Origin of the sequence: Bremerella sp. JC817 (assembly GCF_040718835.1) — a bacterium.
Taxonomy (GTDB): Bacteria; Planctomycetota; Planctomycetia; order Pirellulales; family Pirellulaceae; genus Bremerella.
In genome coordinates this window covers 436,861-452,460 of record NZ_JBFEFG010000267.1, presented here as the reverse complement: position 1 = coordinate 452,460, position 15,600 = coordinate 436,861, and the positions used below count along the sequence as shown (strand labels likewise).

11 protein-coding genes are annotated in these 15,600 nt (G+C 56.1%); 7 read left to right on the top strand and 4 right to left on the bottom strand.

The window, feature by feature from the left end; genetic code table 11:
* Window positions 1-10 precede the first annotated feature (10 nt).
* Window positions 11-1,732, top strand: coding sequence for an alpha/beta hydrolase (locus AB1L30_RS10575; RefSeq protein WP_367013385.1), 1,722 nt, complete (start codon window positions 11-13; stop codon window positions 1,730-1,732).
* Between the two features lie 56 nt (window positions 1,733-1,788).
* Here AB1L30_RS10575 and AB1L30_RS10570 read toward each other — a convergent pair whose 3' ends face one another.
* The 3 genes from AB1L30_RS10570 to AB1L30_RS10560 all read right to left on the bottom strand — a co-directional run bounded on the left by AB1L30_RS10570 (window position 1,789) and on the right by AB1L30_RS10560 (window position 5,240).
* Window positions 1,789-3,456, bottom strand: a complete 1,668-nt coding sequence (locus AB1L30_RS10570; RefSeq protein ID WP_367013384.1) for a hypothetical protein — start codon at window positions 3,454-3,456, stop codon at window positions 1,789-1,791.
* Between the two features lie 299 nt (window positions 3,457-3,755).
* Window positions 3,756-4,196, bottom strand: a complete 441-nt coding sequence (locus AB1L30_RS10565) for a hypothetical protein (RefSeq protein ID WP_367013383.1) — start codon at window positions 4,194-4,196, stop codon at window positions 3,756-3,758.
* Window positions 4,197-4,217: 21 nt separating this feature from the next.
* Window positions 4,218-5,240, bottom strand: coding sequence for a DUF1559 domain-containing protein (locus tag AB1L30_RS10560; protein ID WP_367013382.1), 1,023 nt, complete (start codon window positions 5,238-5,240; stop codon window positions 4,218-4,220).
* A gap of 324 nt (window positions 5,241-5,564) precedes the next feature.
* On the opposite strand from AB1L30_RS10560, the gene AB1L30_RS10555 reads away from it, so the two are divergent.
* Together AB1L30_RS10555 and ftsH are read left to right on the top strand one after the other, a co-directional pair.
* Window positions 5,565-6,716 (top strand): substrate-binding domain-containing protein, encoded by a 1,152-nt coding sequence (locus AB1L30_RS10555; RefSeq protein ID WP_367013381.1) that lies wholly within the window; start codon window positions 5,565-5,567, stop codon window positions 6,714-6,716.
* A gap of 304 nt (window positions 6,717-7,020) precedes the next feature.
* Window positions 7,021-9,087 carry an ATP-dependent zinc metalloprotease FtsH gene (ftsH, locus tag AB1L30_RS10550; protein ID WP_367013380.1) on the top strand — a complete coding sequence of 689 codons (2,067 nt, stop codon included), beginning with the start codon at window positions 7,021-7,023 and terminating at the stop codon, window positions 9,085-9,087.
* 113 nt (window positions 9,088-9,200) lie between these two features.
* Here the strand turns inward: ftsH and AB1L30_RS10545 are convergent, their stop codons facing one another.
* A complete protein-coding gene (locus AB1L30_RS10545) occupies window positions 9,201-9,602 on the bottom strand; it encodes a response regulator (protein ID WP_367013379.1) in 402 nt (133 codons plus the stop codon).
* A gap of 511 nt (window positions 9,603-10,113) precedes the next feature.
* Between AB1L30_RS10545 and AB1L30_RS10540 the strand changes: the two genes are divergently transcribed.
* From AB1L30_RS10540 to AB1L30_RS10525, 4 genes are all read left to right on the top strand, one after another.
* Complete coding sequence (locus tag AB1L30_RS10540; protein WP_345091563.1) at window positions 10,114-10,917, top strand: succinate dehydrogenase cytochrome b558 subunit; 804 nt, start codon at window positions 10,114-10,116, stop codon at window positions 10,915-10,917.
* A gap of 84 nt (window positions 10,918-11,001) precedes the next feature.
* Window positions 11,002-12,993, top strand: a complete 1,992-nt coding sequence (gene sdhA / locus AB1L30_RS10535; RefSeq protein ID WP_367013378.1) for a succinate dehydrogenase flavoprotein subunit — start codon at window positions 11,002-11,004, stop codon at window positions 12,991-12,993.
* A gap of 101 nt (window positions 12,994-13,094) precedes the next feature.
* Complete coding sequence (gene sdhB / locus AB1L30_RS10530) at window positions 13,095-13,952, top strand: succinate dehydrogenase iron-sulfur subunit (protein ID WP_367013377.1); 858 nt, start codon at window positions 13,095-13,097, stop codon at window positions 13,950-13,952.
* Between the two features lie 154 nt (window positions 13,953-14,106).
* Window positions 14,107-14,916, top strand: a complete 810-nt coding sequence (locus tag AB1L30_RS10525; RefSeq protein WP_367013376.1) for an SDR family oxidoreductase — start codon at window positions 14,107-14,109, stop codon at window positions 14,914-14,916.
* The last annotated feature ends 684 nt before the right edge of the window (window positions 14,917-15,600 follow it).

Genomic DNA, 15,600 nt, shown 5'->3' with positions numbered 1-15,600 from the left:
AATGATCTTGATGATTACGCTTGCCATTGGGCTGGTGGGCTGTAGTAACAAGGAAGGGGAAACGGAAGTCGGACATGCCGATGCTCCGCATACCGGGCCCGTGGTTGACCATGGCGTGCCGATGGATGCCCGCGTTCAGGTCGCTCCGCAAGCGATGCAGCAGAAGAGCCCGCCTCAGTTGGCTCCGCAGTTTCAGCCCATTCCCCAGTTCCAGCCACAAGCGGTCCAACCACAGGCCCCGCTCACTTCCCCAGAAATGAAGCAGCGGATGTCGGGCGAGATGAGTCCATTCTCGCAGCCGCAAGCGTTGCCACTCGAAGGCCCTGTTGTTCAACAGCAACGGTCACTTCAGCCGCAGGCCATGCAGCCTCAAATGATGCAGCCCCGCATGATGCAGGCTGCCCCCGAACAAGCCGCACCGATGCTTTCGCCAGAGGCTGCTCCGATGCAGTCGATGGCCGCTCAATCTCCGGCGGACGTTCGACCTCCGAGTGACGACCCATTCGACGTGGTCGAGGTGTTCTACGGCACCGACCGGGCACCGATGGTTTGGCCAGGCGGCGTTCTGCCCCATAAGTATCACGCGCTGCTCCCAGCGGCGACCTGCGTTCTGCTCGGGATCGCGGTGGCGTTGCTGCTGACCAAGTTCCAGCAATATATCGTCGCCGGTTTGACGGTCCTCGTGGCCATCACCGGGGCGATCGTCGTGGGACAAGAAGGTTGGGTTCAGTACAACAAGTACGATCGTTTCTTAACGAACCAGTCGGTCGTTTACGGAAAAGAACAAGGCGACCTACAACTCGGGACCTGTAAGGTTAGCATTCCGAAGTCGCATCAGGCGGGCAAGCTGGAATCGCCTTCGGTGCTGCACTGGGAATTTGAAGAGAAGCCGGAAGACCACGTGATGCTGGTGGAAGTGAAGTCTGAGGAAGAACAACAGTTCCTCGACATGCTTAAACAGCGTGTGGCCGAATCTCCCAATCACGACCTGTTGATCTTCATCCATGGTTACAACGTCAGCTTTGAAGATGCCGCTCGCCGAACGGCCCAGATTGCTCACGACCTGGAGTTTCAAGGCGCACCGGTCTTCTTTAGTTGGCCATCCCAGGGGGAACTGCTCGGGTACGTCGTCGATCGAGACAATTCGTTCTGGACCGCTTCGCACCTGCGTGAGTTCCTGCTGAAGATTCATTATCACAGCGGTGCCCAGGCCGTGCACTTGATCGCCCACAGCATGGGGAACCGAGCCTTTGGTGCGGCGGTCGAAGCGTTGGCCCAGGATCTGAACCAGCAAGAGAAGATGTTCAACGAAGTGATCCTGGCAGCACCGGATGTCGATGCCCGCGTATTCCAGGAACAGATCGCGCCACGCCTAAGTAGCCTGGCCCATCACGTCACGTTGTATGCTTCGCAGAACGACCTGGCGTTGAAGGCTTCGCGGGCCGTGAATGGTTATCCGCGTGCCGGTGACGTGGGAGCGAGTATCCTGGTGCTTTCAGGCATCGATACGATCGATGTTACGCAGATCGATACCAGTCTGATGGGACATGCTTATTACGGCGACAACACGACGGTGATCAGCGATATCTATGCGTTGATGCAGAACCATCGCTTCCCGAAACAGCGCGAGTGGCTGCGAGACATCTCGAGCCCTGGCGGCATGTATTGGTACTTCGATCCGCAGTACAACAACTCGGTGACCCGAGCACCTTCCTCGGTTCCGCTACGATAAGTCGGAACCGAGAGATCGGGATAGAACTCGCCGGCCAGAGCAAGATTGGCCGGTGACTAGAGCTTTTGCGACTCGAGTTCGACGAGTCGCTTGAACTGGTCGACGCTCTTTTCGTCGGCAACCAATGGCAGATTGAGGGCCAGGGCACGGCGTTCGAGCCAGTATTTGAGCCGTTCGAGCTTCACGATATCGACTTCCAGTTGTTCCTGGTCGGCTTGAAGCTGATGCAGTTCTTCGCTCGCTTCGGTCAATTCGCGATACGCTTTGTGCTTCGTGATAAAGTCCTCCAGCGTCGCTGGTTCGTCGGCAATCAGCTGAGCAACCTTCGGATGCCAGGGGCTGACGATCTCAGGCCAACGTTCCTGTAGTGCTCGTTTGATTTCGCCACGCTTGCCGTTGATGGTTTGCTGCTTGCGACGGACATCGCCATCGACCTTCCGCTTGTCGCTGCGTTTGTCGCGGATCGCTTCGTCGACTTCTTTACCACGATCTTGTTCCGAAAGACCGAAGTGTTGGCTGAGCCCTTCAATAACGGCATGTTCGCATGGATCGGCTTCCGCCAGAAGCAGTTCGACCGGCGTGTGAATCGTCATCAACTTCTTATCTCTGTCGACGGACGAAAGCTGTTGCAGGAAGAAGTCGGACGTGCGGGTCGGGATGTCGATCGTATCGGCAGTCAGCACCGTGTAAGCGTGGGCTTCGAGTAGCGACGTCTGGCCATCGTTGTCGTAGTCGGGCATGGCAACAATCTGACCGGTGCGTGTGGTGCCGCTGAGAGCTTCCCAGAAGTACGAGGAGTACTCGCGGTATTCGGCCTGATCGACATTCGGCGTGCAGCCAGCGGCAACACGGTCGGGCACGGTCGAGAAGAATCCACAACGTGGCAGCGACGTCAGACCGTTCTTCGGATCGCCCCCTTCAAAGATCAAGTTGCCGAAGCCGCCGCTGTAGCATTGCACCATCACCACCACCACGGGCATGTCTGGCGGAAGCTGGTCGAGCTTCTCGGCCCAAGCCGGCACGGTCATCGTCTGATGGTGCCAAAGATGCGTGTGATTGCCGACGTAGGTCGGACGACTTGGGCGACGGCGTTCCGATCGGCTGTTGTCGTCTTCCTTCTTTTCATCCTCCGTCGAAGCTTCCTCTTCCTTGGCCGAATCTTCCTTGTTATCAGAGTCGTCGCTTGCTTCTTCTTTCGGATCTTCTTGGATGGCGGCGGTCGGCCGGCCGGAACGAGACGAGCGTCGCTGCGGGGCAGGTCTTTCGCGACCACCATGGCCAGTGAAGTAGAGAATCAGTCGGTCGCCGTCGGTAAGGCGATTGCTCAGCTCTTTGATGCGTTCTTCGATCACTTCCGGTTGAGCCGCACCTGAAATCCCTGCGATGGAACTGCTGCGGTAGTCGAAGCGAATCCCGGTCGATGGGCCAACGATCTCGGCCAGCATCCGACGAAGGTCTTCGGGACCTCGGTCTGGGTTCTCGACTTGCAGATCGATACCAGGATCGTTGCCGTCGGCAAACAGGATCTGATGTTCTTTCTGGTCGAGTCCCAATTTGCTGAGCGTGCGCTGGAAATAGAGCACGTTGTTTTCGAGTGAAACCTGGTTACCGTCTGCCGTGGGCCCACCACCAATGGTCAGAAAATGGTCTTCCGCCAATAGCGACGAAGAGAGGCCAGACATGCAAAGCAGCAGGGCAATGCCAGGGAGGTACAAGCGACGCATCGCGGAACCTTTCAGGACTGTGCAAAGGATTGGGAATCACGACGGCAGATCCTTCGCCGCAGAACGAGCATTCCTAAACAAGCATGAAACCCTGAGATCGGCCGAAAGTGGCGTGAAAAAGCTCAATTCGTGGTGTTGAGTGAGCTCTCAATATAGGGTTTGCGCGAAATCGTTTCACGCATTCGTTCGCCAAACCGTAGCAAATTATCCATCGAGAGTGGTGAATCAAAAAAGCCCGGCGACCATCTTCGTGGGGGAGATGGTCGCCGGGCGAAGATGTTTTAGGGTGCCGTGGCTGCTTATTTGCCAGTCACGATATCGTATTGAAAGTCGCTAACCGGCACGGAAGCATGGACCGGCGACTTGTCCGGGTCGCGAAGATCTTTCGGAGCGAGATCAACCGTGGCGACTTCCGACGCTTTGATGTCCGGCGGAATATCGCTGCCGTTCTTCAGGGCTGGTTTCGAGAAGGTTACGACACACTCGCGAACGCTTCCCAGGAAGATGTTCTCGACCAGAAATCGGCCATCGTCAGCGGTAGTCGTCGAGAAAACCATCTGCTGGTGATCGTTCTCGTTCCAAAAGGTGACTTCGACGCCACCGCGAGGTTGCCCGTTGAGCGAGACCATTCCTTCGATCGAGGCCCGGCCTGGTTCGGAGCTGCAGCCAAGCAGTAGTAGTGTCATCAAGGTAAAGCCGCCAAGTGCTGCGTGACGAGGGGGCGGGAATGGAGTGTCCATCAGCGTATCCTTGCCTGGTGGTTACTTTGAAATGACTTCTTCGCCGTTACGAGTGCCATACGCTTGCCGCGTGTTGGCGTCGATCGTTTCAGCCAGAAACGTGACCGAGCCGTCGGTCAGGCAGAACATCGCTCCCCCAGGATGCTGGCTGCTGTAGCCGAACTCATACGCGGCGAAACCGGAACTTCCGGGGTCGACCTTGGGCAGATTGATGCCGACTCCCAGCGAGCCCCACATCTCGGACCAATCTTCCGGCACATCGATATCATCGCCACCGATATACCAGTGATCTTTCTGGGCGGCTGAACCGTTCGCTTTGTCTTCCCGGGCCCCGGTGCTCTTCGGATCAGGAACCGCCTCGCCAAAAGCAACTGTATTCGACGTTCCGTCGGTGACCGCCGAGAAGCTCAGTGCCCGAAAGTTCTGGAAGACACCATTCAAGCCGCTGCCGGCATTCTTTCCCCACCAGTCCTGACCGCCGCCAGAGTTGTGGCTCGAATCATAGTCGGAAGTAAGCGTGCCAGAGCAGTTCGCCAGGTAGCTTGCCGGAACACGGTTCTGCACGGTCCAGTTGTCTGTCGACGTATCTTTGACCGCCTTGGGAATGGGGGCCGATGGGCAACGCAAATTCTCGATCATCGTTTCACATGCCGCGATGTTTCGATGCGCGCTATTGGTACTGCCAATCGAGGCCCCGCTCACGCCACCACTACCGGCGGCAAAGTTAGCCGAGTTGTCCAGGGTAAGGGCTTCGTACAAATTGTTTTGTTCGATGAACGGTAGAATACGGGCACTCCACATTGACCCGACTTCATCGTTGTCCGAATCGCGCTCGTCGTTCGCTCCGGCAGGAAACGCCCCGAAGGTGTCGTGATGATTATGGAGGGCGAGGCCAAGCTGCTTCAAATTGTTCGTGCAATTGATCCGACGTGCCGCTTCGCGTGCTTGCTGCACGGCTGGCAATAATAAGGCAATCAGAACGCCGATGATTGCTATGACAACTAGCAATTCGACCAGCGTGAATGCGTGAGGTTTCCGCGACATGAGAGCTCTCTCCAAACAACCAAACAGAAGAACGAAATAGGAATGGAATTCAGAACGTTCAGCAGGTTGCTGCAACGAGGTTGGACGCTGCCCTGCGAAACGATGAGCCGATCATATCTCGGGTCATTTTTGAGAGACATGACAAATAACGCATAAAGATTGATATAATGCACCAGTCTTTCGCACAGTTTTAAGATAGTTTTTTATGCCATCGCTTACACTCAGAATCTTCATGAAAATGGTCGATCTACGAGGCGTTTCTTAACACAACCAGTCATGAATACATCGTTACTAGGAGTGCCAGCGCGAAGATCGATCGCGCTAATGGTTCAGACCGCCACCGAGTGGAGTCGTGACGTGCTGCGCGGGGTCGCGGACTTCGCCAACGAGCAGGGTGGCTGGGATTGCTTTATCGAACCGCATGGATTTTGGGATGTGCTGCAGATTCCCAAAGACTGGCAAGGGCATGGGGTGATTGGCCGCCTAACGCATGCGTCGCTGTTGCGATCGATCGCGGCGCGTAAGATTCCGGCGGTTAACGTGTCGTGGACGCGAACGCATTCGCAGCGTTACCCGAACGTCGTTTCCGATCAACGGGCATGCGGACAGATGGCGGCTCAGCACTTCGTTGATCGCGGGTTTCGTGACGTCGCGTTCATCGGAGCGGCTCCGCACATGCGCTACGGAACCTTCATGGAGGAAGAGATTCGCCGCGGTGTTGAATCGGAAGGATCGCGCCTGCATGTCTTTCATTTCAGCGGCACCTCGCAAATCGTGAACGAACATGGTTTACGTTCCGAGTCGTACGAACTGCAGCGGTGGCTACTGGAACTGCCAAAGCCGATTGGCGTGATTGCCTGGAGTGCGATGGTCGGGCGAACGGTCATCACGCATTGTGCCAACGCGACGATCGAAGTGCCTGACGATCTCGCCGTGCTGTGCATTGAAGACGACGCGTTGATGTCGGCATTGGCTCCGGTCGAGATTTCGAGTCTCGACCAGGCAGGCCGAACGGTCGGTTACCGAGCGGCCGAACTGTTGGAAGCGATGATCCAGGGAAAGCCAGCCCCCACAGAGCCGATCGAGATTCCTCCGCATGGAGTGATTGCTCGGCGGTCGTCCGACGCGACCGGCTTTCAAGACGATGTCGTGACGGCGGCGATCAAATACATTCGCGATCACGCCGACGAGCCGATTCGGATTAGTGATGTCGAGAAGGCTGTCAGTGTTTCCCGGCGCGTACTCGAAAATCGCTTCGAGCGGCACGTAGGGCGTTCGCCGGCCGACATCTTGCGAAGAGTCCGGATCGAACGAGCCGCCGTGCTACTTCGCGAGACCGACTTACCGATGCCGGAAATTGCCTATCGTTGTGGATTTAACCATGCCGAGTCGTTCATCCGTTGCTTCAAGCGGACGATGGGGCATGTGCCGAGTCAATTTCGTAGAAAAAAACGGCACGACGCACCGGGGTCTTGATTAATGGTGCGAATCGCCCCTGAAACGTTTGAAAAGTCTCGGGCGTACGGCATTCTTTCCGCAGTCGGAAGTTGGGATCGCTTCGTATGCCAAGTCAGCCGGAGGGCGGTACCCAGGATCGAGGTTGGTCGGCATAATCGGACCAACCCTCATCCCCTGGTCGGCACGCTAGCAGCTTGCCCTGTTTTGCCAGTTGGCAAAGATAGTCGTAGAAGCGGGGCCAGTATACGATGAGATTCACTTCAGGCGGTTCGCGCCGCTGGGCAGTTACACATTCTTCTCTGCAACCCAAAGCAAAAAGCTCATGGATAACAACGACGAATCTCCTAAACGGCGGGGAGAAAAGGGAAGTCCCGGCAATCTGTGGTACATCCTGGTAGCCTGTGCGGTCGTATTTCTGGTCGCAATGTACATCCTGCAACCAGGTTCTGAAGAATTAACTCAGCCTGATCTGGAACGCCTGATCGCGTCGATTGGGGACGATAAGAAATCAGATACCGACCCCGGCGTGACTGTCCAGCACAAGGACAGCGAAGGCAAAGTTTCCAGCATCCGCTATTCCAATCTGCGAAATGTGGAAATCGGGCCATCGTCGGTCACTGGTAAGGTCGATCGCTACGACAACGACTCGAAAGATCCGAGCAAGGCGAAGACCGAAGACCAGAAGATCGTCACTTATCTGGTCCGCACGGAAAATGCGGCCGGCAAGATTCAGGCGATGTTCGATAAGGTCGGCTTCACCGATTACAAAGCGACCGGTCCGCCGAATTTCTTTGAGATCTATGGTGGTCCCCTGCTGATGATTGGTTTGGGGATCGCGTTCTGTTATTTCATGATTCGGCGAATCGGCGGAACCGGCAGTGCGATCGCATTCGGCCGAAGTCGCGGCAAGCTGCACATGCAGGACGATCTGAACATCAGCTTTGAAGATGTCGCTGGTATTGAGGAAGCGGTCGAAGAAGTTCGCGAAATCGTCGACTTCCTCCGTTCGCCTGAGAAGTATCAAGAGCTGGGGGGCCGCATCCCCAAAGGCGTTCTGCTGGTAGGCCCTCCCGGAACGGGGAAAACGCTGCTCGCCAAGGCAATCGCCGGCGAAGCTGGCGTCTCATTCTTCAGCATGAGCGGTTCCGACTTTGTCGAAATGTTTGTCGGTGTGGGTGCGGCTCGTGTCCGTGACCTGTTCCAGCAAGCCGCGGCGAAAAGTCCCTGCATTATCTTCATCGACGAATTGGATGCCCTCGGTAAAACGCGTGGCGGTAGCATCGTCGGTGGTCATGACGAACGTGAGCAGACGCTCAACGCGTTGCTGGTCGAAATGGATGGTTTCGAGGCGAATGCCGGGATCATCATCATTGCCGCCACCAACCGTCCGGAAATGCTCGACCCTGCCCTGCTCCGTCCCGGCCGATTCGATCGCCAGGTGTTGGTCGACCGACCCGACGCCGGCGGACGCGAAGACATTCTGCGTGTCCATGTTCGCAGCGTGAAGCTGGACGATACGGTCAACCTGAAAGGTGTCGCCGCGATCACCACCGGTTTCTCGGGTGCTGACCTGGCAAACCTGGTGAACGAAGCGGCCCTGCTGGCTGCCCGTAAGGGGAAAGCGGCGGTCGGGATGATTGAATTCGACGAAGGTGTTGAACGTGTCACGGCTGGTCTGGAAAAGAAGCAGCGTGTGATGCACCAAGACGAAAAGCTGCGCGTCGCCTATCACGAAAGTGGTCACGCACTGGTGGCGTACTGCTTGCCGAATACCGACCCGGTGCACAAAGTCTCGATCATTCCGCGTGGTCTGGCCGCGCTTGGCTACACGATGCAGCGTCCGACGGAAGATCGCTTCCTGATGACCCAAAGCGAACTGGAAAGCCGCATTCAGGTGCTGTTGGCCGGAACGCTGGCCGAAGAGATGGTCTACGACGAGATCTCGACCGGTGCCCAGAACGATCTGGAACGTGCAACCGAAATCGCTCGCAGCATGGTGACCGACTTCGGCATGAGCCGGCTTGGTCGCGTGAACTATCGAGCCAGCGGTCGTTCGGCGTTCATCCCTGAGCAATCGGAAGAACGTGCCCGCTCGCACAGCGAAGAGACCTACCGCGAAATCGATCTGGAAATCAAGCGAATCATCGACGAGTTGCTCAATCGCACCAAACGCATGATGGAAGATCGCCGCAGCGCCCTGGTATCGCTGACCGAGCGTTTGATGGAGCTGGAAGTGGTCGACGCCGACGAGCTGAAGAAGGTGATCGAAGACACCTCCAACGGTCCACGCATTGTTCCTGGCACCGAGACCAAGCGCCACGGCACGCCGAAGGAAATCAACGCCGACGATATTCCACCGGCCTCGGGTTCGATGGATCAGGGAATTTAGGCGTCAGACCTTCGATCAGAAAACTACGCAATGGCGAGCTTTAAGCTCGCCATTGTGCTTGATGGTCTGAATTATCTACGTATGCGGAATGATCGCGGCGATCGAATCGCGGCTTAGCGTTCCAGTTCGTACCACGGGTAATGGCGCGACATCGCTTCTTTCACGACGCCAGTCACGATCTGGATGCTGACCGGTTTCTCAAGAAGTGAGAAGATCTCGATGCTCTCGGCTTGGGTCGCGATCGTTTGATCGAGCGCCCCGGTGAGCAAGATGTAGGGAATATTGACGCCCATGCTGCGGCAAGCGGTGATTGACTCGAGGCCGGTCCGCTGTGGCATGTGAAAATCGAACAGTGCGACATGGACGGTCGTCTTCTGGGTGACCTGAATCGCCTCTTCTCCGCTGGCCGCCAAAATCGGTGCGAAACCGCGACGCTCGAACACTTCCGCCATCGTCTCGCGGAACGAGCGATCGTCGTCGGTGATCAGCATGACGGGTTGGGAACTGTTTCGCATGGCACTGAGAGAAAATTAAACACGCTTAAAGTGTTGGCAGAACATGACGTTCGACGGTTAAGTATGCAAATGTAGTTCCCATTTTTGGCCAACTTTGCGTGCTGGAGCAATACCGATCGGTAAAGGGCGTCCAGAGCGCGGTAGAACGCACAATTTGCCATAAAATCTTTGCGACCCCAGGTGATGCTTCATCTTGGGGCCTGCCAAACTGGCAGGGGAGACGGAGCAGATTGCCCACTTTATCAGCAAAGGTGATATTGGATGGGAAATTTCGCCAGTTACAGCAGGGGTACTTATAACTAAGTGCTGATTCCGCTATAACTTGCAACATGCGAGCGGCCCCCTTCGATGGTTGGTCGGAGTAGCGGCCGAGGGGTGCATTTCGCGCCTTAAACCGATCTAAAGACAACACTTGCAAGCGAGATTCTGCCCAACCTGGCAGTCTACTCGATTTCGGAAAGGGTCTGTGGTGAGCTCGGCACCTAGTTTTTTGGAACGCAATGAATTTTTATTGCGCCGCCTGCACTCTTTGTCCGGTCTGGTCCCAGTCGGTGCTTACATGGTGGTCCACCTTTCGGTGAACGCCAGCGTGTTTGGTGCCCCGCTGCTCTTCCAGCGACTGGTGTTCCATATCCATTCGCTGGGGCCGATTTTGCCGCTGGTCGAATGGGCCTTCATCTTCCTGCCGATCATCTTCCACGCTGCGTATGGGCTGCTGATCACCAGTGGCGGCAATCCCAACACCCAGGCATATCCTTACAACAGCAACTTCCGCTACACGATGCAGCGGGCGACCGGTCTGGTGGCGTTTCTGTTTATTGCCTGGCACGTGTTCCATATGCACGGCTGGATCCATGCAAACTTCTGGATCAACAATGTCGCGCATCCGCTCTTTGGTGCCCAGTTCTCGCCTTATAACGCGGCGAGCAGCGGTGCCCTGGCGATGCAGGCTTCGATTATCGTGCCGATTCTTTACACCATTGGTGTGCTCGCGACGGTCTTCCACTTCTCCAACGGTCTGTTCACCTTTGGGATTACGTGGGGGCTTTGGATCAATCCGAAGGCCCAAGAACGTGCCAAGCTGGCTGCCAACGTTGTCTTTGTTTTGTTGGCTGTTGCCGGGATGGCTGCGATTGTCGGCCTCTACTCGATGAGCTCCGAGAAAATCGCGGAAGTGCGTGTCGAGGAAGACAAGGCGTACGAAATCCTGGTCGAGACCGGCGACATCATGCCGAATCCGCACAAGCATTCGGAAGAGTCGAAGTTTTCGCATGAAGAACACGACGAAGCCCCCCAGGCCGAGTCGGAACGTTAAAGCTACGCGACTTCCTTCGGTTAAATAAAGCAGAGGGAAGCTGACGCCGCCAAATGAAAACCCAAGAGCCAAAGGTGGATGGGAATGGCAGATAAGCGAGTTCTGGTTGTCGGTGGTGGTCTGGCCGGTTTGGCTGCCACCATGAAATTGGCCGAGTTGGGCATCGGGGTCGACCTGATGAGCCTGACGCCGGTCAAACGCTCGCACAGCGTGTGCGCCCAAGGTGGGATCAACAGTGTTAACGACGCGACCCGGCAACTGGGTGATGACGAATACAAACACTTCGACGACACCGTCTACGGTGGTGACTTTCTGAACCATCAACCGCCGGTTTACGAAATGGCCATGTGGGCCCCGAAGGTGATCGATCTGATGGATCGCCTTGGTGTGACCTTCAACCGTACCCAGGAAGGTTTCCTGGATCGCCGCCGTTTCGGTGGAACGCTCTACAAGCGAACCGCCTTCGCCGGGGCGACCACCGGTCAGCAGCTTCTGTACGCCTTGGACGAACAAGTTCGTCGCTGGGAATCGGAAGGCCTGGTCAAGAAGTACGAGATGTGGGACTTCCTCGGCCCAATCACCAACGACCAAGGTGTGTGCGTCGGTGCCGTTGCTCAAGATCTCTTCAGCATGGAAATCCGCTCGTTCCGTGCCGACGCCGTGGTGGTCGCGACTGGTGGTTGCGGGCTGATCTACGGTCGCTCGACGATGAGCATGACCTGCAACGGTTCGGCTGCCAGCCGTTGTATGCAAGCTGGTGCCAAGTACGGCAATGGCGAATGCATCCAGGTGCATCCAACCGCCATTCCAGGTGCCGACAAACTGCGTCTGATGAGCGAATCGGCTCGTGGTGAAGGGGGCCGCGTTTGGGTACCTCGCACGCCACAAGACAGCCGATCTCCTTCCGACATTCCGGAAGGCGAACGCTATTACTTCCTGGAAGAACGTTACCCGCAGTACGGAAACCTCGTTCCGCGTGACATCGCGACGCGCGAGATTTTCAATGTCTGCGTGAACGAAGGTTTGAGCGTCGAAAAAGACCGTCAGTGCGTTTACCTCGACCTGACGCACATCGAAGCAAGCGAACTGAACCGCAAGCTCGGTGGTATTCTCGACATCTACCGCAAGTTCCAGGGCGTCGATCCTTGCTACACGCCGATGCGTATTTTCCCGGCGGTTCACTACAGCATGGGTGGGCTCTGGACGAACTACGAAAAGAAAACCAGCGGTCCCGGGCTGCAGCCTGGTTCGCCAGCCAACCAGCAGACCAACATCCCGAACCTCTACGCCATCGGCGAAGTCGACTACCACTACCACGGTGCCAACCGTCTGGGTGCGAACTCGCTGCTGAGCTGTATCTTCTCCGGGCTGTTCGTAGCACCAGGTCTGGAAACGCTGCTGAACAACTTGAAGCCAGGTGCAGCTGCCGCCGATCAGCCTGCTTCGTTGTACGAAGCCGCCGCCAAGCAGCATCAGGAACGTCACAACAACCTGCTGAAGCAGTCAGGCGACGAAAACCCTTACCTGATCCATCAGGAACTGGGCAACATGATGACCAGCGCCGCGACCGTGGTGCGTGTCAACTCGCAACTCGACGAAGCGATCGGCAAGCTGGCCGACTTGAAGGCACGGGCCTGGAAGTGTGCTTTGAGCGACACCGGTAGCTGGTCGAACCAGAATGTGTTGTTCACCAAGGCGATGCAGGACATGTTCCCAATCGCGGAAGCAATCTTGAAGGGAGCTCGGGCCCGCGACGAATGTCGTGGTGCTCACTACAAGCCAGAATTCGAATTGCCAGGTTTGACCTCCGACGATCCAACCGAACGTCACCATCAAGCGGAAGCTTGGTGCGATAAGTTCGAGGCGAATGTCGATAAGTTCCTGAAGAGCACGATCGCAACCTACGACGGAAACGACGTGGACATCAGCTACGAAGATGTCGATATCAGCATCGAGCCTCCTCGTCCTCGTTTGTATGGTCTGGTCGGCGCTGAAGAGATCAGCAACGTCTGGAAAGAACGAACCAAAAAGAAGAAGGAAGCTGCCAAAGCGGCCGCATCTGCTTCGAACAACTAAAGGTGTTGTAGGCTGGGCCTGGTCCCAGCAGACTTGGTACGCGGGAACAAGTTGGGTCGTGACCCAGCCTACTGAAAACTGAGCACTGAAGACGAAATATCATGATCGCTCACGCAAACAAGCCGAAAACGTTCTTCGTGAAAATTCTTCGCCAGGATGGCCCGGGCAAACCGAGCTACTGGGAACGATTCGAGCTCGATTACGAGCCAGAATTGAACGTGATCAGCGTTCTGCAGAAGATCGCGGCGAAGGCGAAGACTGCCAACGGTCAGAAGACCACGCCGGTCTGCTGGGACTGTGGTTGCTTGGAAGAAGTTTGTGGTGCGTGCACCATGGTGATCAACTGCAAGGTTCGCCAGTCCTGCTCGGCTCTGGTCGACAAATTGCTGGAAGATGGCCGCGAAATCGAACTTCGCCCGATGACCAAGTTCCCGGTCGTCCGCGACTTGTTCGTCGATCGTAGCCGTATGTTCAACGCCCTGAAGAAGGTCAAAGCTTGGATCCCAGTCGACGGTTACTACGACCTGGGACCTGGCCCAAAGCAGTCTCGCGACGCTCAGGAAATGGCCTACCCGCTCAGCGAATGCATGACCTGCGGATGTTGCGTGGAAGCTTGTCCCCAGTACTCGAAGATCGAATTGTTGCAGCACTCGGGCGAATCGAAAGACGCCTACGAAGCTCGCAAGACCGAAGTCTTCAATCGTAACTTCGTCGGTCCGGCTGCCATTAGCCAGGTGGCTCTGTTCAACCTGAACCCAACCGGCAAGATGATCGCCTCGGAACGCCTCGACGCGTTGACCGAAGAAGGTGGTATCCAGGTTTGCGGTAACGCTCAGAACTGCGTCGCCGTTTGCCCCAAGAAGATTCCACTGACGATGAGCATTGCTCGTATGGGTCGCGAGACCACGTTCAACACGCTGCGTAAGTGGTTCGATCGCCGCGGCGACAGCAAGCACTAAACCGAAGCTTTGCTTCTGCGATGTACCGAAAGCCCCAGCAGCGCGACATTGGCATTTATTGTCTGGCCCGTGTCGCTCTGCTGGGGCTTTTGCATTAAAAATGATCAAGTCCTCTGGTTTGATCGCCTGCCCATTTCAGTGAAGTAAACCTCCGATGTCGACCACTTCAGAATCTGCTCCGCTTCGTTTCTCTGGCAAAGTTGCCTTGGTGACCGGGGCCAGCGATCGTGGAATCGGAGGTGCGATTGTCGAACGGTTATCGAAAGAAGGGGCCTCGATCGTAGTCGCCAACCGACACGAACCGAAACGCGTATTGAAACGCCTCGAGCGGCTGGGGATTCCGTTCCTCTATCAAGAGTGCGACGTCACTACGCCTGGTCAGATCGATGCCCTGAAGGAAGCCGTATCCGAGAAGTTCGGCAAAGTCGACTTCCTGATCAATAACGCCGGGATCGAGCTTTGCCAGAATCTGGAAGACTACGCAGAAGGTGAGTGGGAGCAACTGCTCGATATCAATCTCACCGGCGCGATCCGCATGACGCGTTCGTTCTTGTCGCTGCTTCCGTCACCCGGCGGAGTCGTGCTGAATGTCGCATCGGCCCTTGGGCTAGGGGGCTGTGTTGGCTTCTCGGTTTACAGTGCCAGTAAGGCAGGCCTTAATGGCTTTACGCAGTCGCTGGCCTGGGAACTGGGGCCGAAGAAGATCCGCGTCGTCGCGGTGGCCCCTGGGATCGTCACGACGCCGATGGCAATGCGTTTTGCCGAAGAGTGTGATTCGCGGGAAGAAGTCGAACAACTCCGCAAGGATATCGATGCTTGTCATCCACTTGGGGTCGGGGCACCTCACGATGTTGCCAATGCGGTCGCCTTCCTTGTCTCGGATGACGCGAGCTGGATTACCGGTGTGACGCTTCCGCTGGGCTGGGCTCCGCATTACGACCTGCCTATGCATCGCTACGTCTAAGCAGTCAATCTAATTGCAGAAACAAACGCGTCTCGATTTCAGCGAATCCGCGAGTCTAGCGTAACCGCCTCTTCAATCGGCGTTGAGTTAAATGTGGGTCTGTCTGGTGGTATCTTTCGCAGACTAAACTCCGCCGACCGCTTTCGATGCCATCCGTGGAGACCTCAATTACATCGTTCAGAAAAAGATCGTCAGCAGCGAAGTGATTAACATTTAAGAGAACATCGAGCGTCTGAAAGAGACCGAACCAGACAAGGCGGCGGCCCTTCTGGTCGAATTTAAGAAGCTTGACTCCGCTCATGGGGCGAAAGCTGCGGCAATTGCCAAGAAAATGCTTGAGATACTTTAAGCGGCGATCCGCCCCTGAAATTACCCTCGATCTTAAAACAACAAGGGGCACTTCTTCACCCAAAGAGGAAGTGCTCTTTTCTTTCGCCGTGTTCCTATCACAGAACCTCGATCGTCTGAATGACTTTATATGCGAACCACGCTTCTGAGCGTAGTACTATCTTCCTGGGCTAAATTATTGGCATATCTCGCGTTAGCGGCGTCGATTGTCCTGAGTAAGTGTCTTTGTAACGAGGCTTACTAAGCGATGCGAAATTGTTCTGCTGGCTGTTATCGATCCCTTTGGTAAAGTGCTTCACCGAGCTAGGGGAAAATCAGGCCCTTCTTACTTCCGTG

Coding starts and splice junctions, on each gene's coding strand:
- AB1L30_RS10555 (WP_367013381.1), top strand. CDS start 5,565: ATGGTTCAGACCGCCACCGAGTGGAGTCGTGACGTGCTGCGCGGGGTC.
- sdhB (WP_367013377.1), top strand. CDS start 13,095: ATGATCGCTCACGCAAACAAGCCGAAAACGTTCTTCGTGAAAATTCTT.
- AB1L30_RS10575 (WP_367013385.1), top strand. CDS start 11: ATGATTACGCTTGCCATTGGGCTGGTGGGCTGTAGTAACAAGGAAGGG.
- AB1L30_RS10565 (WP_367013383.1), bottom strand. CDS start 4,196: ATGGACACTCCATTCCCGCCCCCTCGTCACGCAGCACTTGGCGGCTTT.
- AB1L30_RS10545 (WP_367013379.1), bottom strand. CDS start 9,602: ATGCGAAACAGTTCCCAACCCGTCATGCTGATCACCGACGACGATCGC.
- sdhA (WP_367013378.1), top strand. CDS start 11,002: ATGGCAGATAAGCGAGTTCTGGTTGTCGGTGGTGGTCTGGCCGGTTTG.
- ftsH (WP_367013380.1), top strand. CDS start 7,021: ATGGATAACAACGACGAATCTCCTAAACGGCGGGGAGAAAAGGGAAGT.
- AB1L30_RS10570 (WP_367013384.1), bottom strand. CDS start 3,456: ATGCGTCGCTTGTACCTCCCTGGCATTGCCCTGCTGCTTTGCATGTCT.
- AB1L30_RS10525 (WP_367013376.1), top strand. CDS start 14,107: ATGTCGACCACTTCAGAATCTGCTCCGCTTCGTTTCTCTGGCAAAGTT.
- AB1L30_RS10560 (WP_367013382.1), bottom strand. CDS start 5,240: ATGTCGCGGAAACCTCACGCATTCACGCTGGTCGAATTGCTAGTTGTC.